This is a genomic window from Shigella sp. FC1967 (assembly GCF_001743005.1).
Taxonomy (GTDB): domain Bacteria; phylum Pseudomonadota; class Gammaproteobacteria; order Enterobacterales; family Enterobacteriaceae; genus Proteus.
Genome location: NZ_MIIZ01000293.1, coordinates 1 through 246 on the forward strand (window position 1 = coordinate 1; position 246 = coordinate 246).

1 protein-coding gene and 1 pseudogene are annotated in these 246 nt (G+C 40.7%); one reads left to right on the forward strand and one right to left on the reverse strand.

The genetic code is table 11. The features are described from left to right. Positions 1-129, reverse strand: a pseudogene (locus BHE89_RS02655) (IS200/IS605 family transposase); the annotation flags it as partial. Between the two features lie 56 nt (positions 130-185). On the opposite strand from BHE89_RS02655, the gene BHE89_RS26815 reads away from it, so the two are divergent. Next, on the forward strand, positions 186-246 hold a 61-nt coding region (locus BHE89_RS26815; protein ID WP_353615097.1), incomplete at its 3' end, for a helix-turn-helix domain-containing protein.

A 246-nucleotide genomic window follows, 5' to 3' on the forward strand; every position in this document is an offset into this window, starting at 1 on the left:
TTGAGCGATCATCTGTCCGTCAAATAGCTTACGTCGATACTTTGTCGTAAAGATCAGAGGCACGACCAGTTTACTGACACTGTGCCGCTTTCTGAGGGATCCCGCCAGTAAATCATCATGATTACTCAATTGATATATTGCCCTAATATGTTAAAATAAAAACATTATATCAATGAGCGCTGATGATGTTAAGAGCAACAAAAGTACGCATCTACCCAACACCAGAACAGGCTGAATATCTCAACG